This is a genomic window from Desulfurellaceae bacterium (assembly GCA_021296095.1).
Taxonomy (GTDB): domain Bacteria; phylum Desulfobacterota; class Binatia; order Bin18; family Bin18; genus JAAXHF01.
Genome location: JAGWBB010000121.1, coordinates 2,261 through 6,036 on the forward strand (window position 1 = coordinate 2,261; position 3,776 = coordinate 6,036).

2 protein-coding genes are annotated in these 3,776 nt (G+C 60.0%); both read right to left on the minus strand.

Annotated features, from left to right (window positions below; all coding sequences use genetic code 11):
- A partial coding sequence (gene rpoC / locus J4F42_20460; protein ID MCE2487894.1) for a DNA-directed RNA polymerase subunit beta' occupies window positions 1–2,972 on the minus strand: 2,972 nt, incomplete at its 3' end.
- A gap of 18 nt (window positions 2,973–2,990) precedes the next feature.
- Window positions 2,991–3,776, minus strand: a 786-nt coding sequence (gene rpoB / locus J4F42_20465; GenBank protein MCE2487895.1) for a DNA-directed RNA polymerase subunit beta, incomplete at its 5' end; no start/stop codon positions are given.

Here is a 3,776-nt window from a genome sequence, read left to right on the forward strand (position 1 = left end):
GCGGCCCCATCCGCCTTCTTGAGCTTGGCCCCGTACACGACCGGATAGCGCTCACGCTCACGCTCACGTCCCGGTTCGGGGCTATCCACAATCGCCACCTCGCCGTTCCGGTTCATGACGACCAGATCGCCCTCACGGTCGACGACCGTCTTGAGGTTGAGATAGCGCAGGGTACCCGCATTGCGCGGGGTGAGGGTCGTTTGCTCGGCTCGGCGACTGGCCGTCCCGCCGATGTGGAAGGTCCGCATCGTGAGCTGGGTGCCGGGCTCACCGATCGATTGGGCGGCAATGATGCCGACCGCCTCACCGATGTTGACCATACGCCCGCGGGCCAAATCTCGCCCGTAGCAGCTGATGCACACCCCACGTCGGCTCTGACAGGTCAGGGCCGACCGAATCCACAGCTTTTCAATACCCGCCTCTTCGATCAGCTTCACCCGCTCCTCGTCAATCTCCTCATTGGCCGGGACGAGGACCTCGCTAGAAAACGGGTCGCGGATATCGTCGAGGGCCACCCGACCCAGGACGCGCTCGCCCAGCCCCTCAATGATTTCTCCGCCTTCGACCAGCGGACCCATCTCAATGCCGTCAATCGTGCCACAGTCGTGTTCGCTGATGATGCAGTCCTGGGCCACATCAACCAGACGGCGTGTCAGATAGCCGGAGTTGGCGGTCTTGAGCGCGGTGTCGGCCAAGCCCTTGCGGGCGCCGTGGGTTGAGATGAAGTACTGCAAGACCGACAGCCCTTCGCGGAAATTGGCGCGAATCGGCGTTTCGATGATCTCGCCGGACGGCTTGGCCATCAACCCCCGCATTCCGGCCAGCTGGCGGATCTGCTGAGCGCTGCCGCGCGCCCCGGAATCGGCCATCATGAAGATCGGGCTGAAGCCCTGGCGGCTCTCCTGAAAACCGCTGAACATTTCATGGGCCACCTTGTCGGTGACCGCCGCCCAGGTATCAACGACCTTGTTGTGTCGCTCGCCATCCGTGATCAGCCCCTTGGTGTACTGGTCCTGAATCTCCTGGATGTCTGCCTGGGCGGCATCGAGGAGGGCCTCTTTTTCTTCGGGGATGATCATGTCTTGAATGCCAATCGAGATCCCGGCTCGCGTGGCGTGCTCAAAACCCAGGTCTTTCAGACGGTCGGCAAAAATGACGGTGGCCTTATTGCCGGCTTTGAGAAAGGCGCTGTCCAGCAGGCTGCCCAGCTCCTTTTTCTTCATCGTTCGATTGACCTCGGCAAACGGAATCTCGGGCGGTATGATTTCATACAGCACGACCCGCCCGACCGTTGTGTCGACCAGTTGGCCGTCCATGCGGACCTTGATCTGGGCCTGGAGTTCGACCTGCCCCTGATCGTAGGCGATACGAACCTCTTCCGGACTGCTGAAAATCTTGTCCTCGCCCTTTGCCCCGGGCCGCTCGCGGGTGATGGTGTACAGGCCCAAGACAATATCCTGGGTCGGGGCGATAATGGCCTTGCCGTGGGCGGGCGAGAGGATGTTATTGGTTGACATCATCAAGGCCCGCGCCTCGACCTGGGCCTCGACCGACAGGGGGATATGGACCGCCATCTGGTCGCCGTCAAAATCGGCGTTATAGGCCATGCAGACCAGGGGGTGGAGCTGGATCGCCTTGCCCTCAATCAGGATCGGCTCAAAGGCCTGGATGCCCAGCCGGTGCAGGGTTGGGGCACGGTTGAGCAGGACCGGGTGCTCTTTGATCACCTCGTCCAGGATATCCCAGACTTCCGGCCGCTCTTTTTCCACCATTTTTTTTGCGCTTTTAATGGTAGTGGTATAGCCGCGTTCTTCGAGCTTGTTGTAGATAAAAGGCTTGAACAGCTCCAGGGCCATGTACTTGGGCAGCCCGCACTGGTGCAGGCGGAGTTCGGGGCCGATGACGATGACGGACCGCCCCGAATAGTCGACCCGTTTGCCGAGCAGGTTCTGCCGAAACCGTCCGCCCTTGCCCTTCAGCATATCGGACAGCGATTTGAGCGGCCGCTTGTTGGGACCGGTCAAGGGCCGACCGCGCCGCCCGTTGTCGAATAAGGCATCAACCGCTTCCTGGAGCATGCGCTTTTCGTTGCGCACGATGATGTCGGGCGCGCTCAGTTCGATCAGGCGCTTCAGACGGTTGTTGCGGTTGATCACCCGCCGGTACAAATCGTTCAGGTCGGACGTGGCAAAGCGGCCGCCGTCCAGGGGGACCAGAGGACGGAGGTCGGGAGGAATGACCGGAATGACTTCCAGAATCATCCATTCGGGCAGGTTGCCGGAATGCCGAAAGGCGTTGATGACCTTGAGGCGTTTGGCGATTTTTTTACGACGCGCCTCACTGGCCGTTTCCATCATCTCGGTCCGCAGCTCTACGGCCAACTGCTCCAGGTTCAAATCCCGCAGCAACAGCCGGATCGCCTCGGCTCCCATGCCAGCCTCAAAACTGCCAAAGCCGAACTCCTCAACCAACTTCCGGTAGCGGGTCTCGGTCAGGATTTCCTTCTTGCGCAACGGGGTCTCGCCCGGGTCGGTCACAATATACGACTCGAAATACAGGACGCGTTCCAGATCTTTGAGCGTCATATCCAGCAGGGTCCCAATCCGGCTCGGCAGGCTTTTGAGGAACCAGATATGGGCGACCGGGCTGGCCAGAGAGATATGTCCCATCCGCTCCCGGCGGACCTTGGACTGAATGACCTCAACGCCGCACTTCTCGCACACGACCCCACGGTGGCGCATGCGCTTGTATTTGCCGCAGTTACACTCATAGTCCTTGGTCGGACCGAATATCTTGGCGCAGAACAGGCCGTCACGCTCAGGCTTGAACGTGCGATAATTGATGGTCTCGGGCTTCTTCACCTCCCCGTGCGACCAGGAACGGACCATATCCGGAGAGGCCAGCGCGACCCGGATGGCGTTAAAACGAACCGGATTTTGGGGCTTCTCAAAAAGACCAAGAAAATCTTCCATCTTTCCCCCCAGCGTGCTCTATTCTTCTTCGAGCAGTTCGACGTTGAGCGCCAAGCTTTGCAGTTCTCGGATCATGACATTAAACGATTCGGGAAGGCCCGGTTCCAATACATTTTCTCCTTTCACAATCGCCTCGTAGATACGCGTCCGACCGGCCACATCATCCGACTTGACCGTCAACATTTCCTGTAGACTGTAGGCAGCACCGTAGGCTTCGAGGGCCCATACCTCCATTTCTCCAAGCCGCTGGCCACCAAACTGAGCCTTGCCGCCCAGCGGCTGCTGGGTCACCAGGGAGTAGGGGCCGGTAGAGCGGGCATGAATCTTGTCCTCGACCAGGTGGTGCAGTTTCAGGATGTACATCACGCCAACAGTGATGGCTCTCCCAAAGGGCTCGCCAGTCCGCCCGTCGTACAACACGGTTTGTCCGGATTCGGGTAAGCCCGCTTTCTGTAACAGGTCAAAGATTTCTTTTTCCGGCGCGCCGTCGAACACGGGTGTCGCCACGTGCACCCCGGTCTGGGCGCGCTCGCTCAGGCGCGCCAAGTCCGCGTCTGACAGTTCTTGAATTCTGTCAACAAATTCCTTGTTGGCATACACCTCCTGGAGTTGGGAACGGAGGGTCTCCAGGGTCCGGGTCGGGTCGCCGTTATGGCCGTTGCCCATCTGCTCGCCGAGGCTGCGCACGGCCCAGCCGAGATGGGTCTCAAGAATTTGTCCGACATTCATCCGCGAGGGCACGCCCAGCGGATTGAGGACAACATCGACTGGAGTCCCGTCGGCCAGGTAGGGCATATCCTCTTC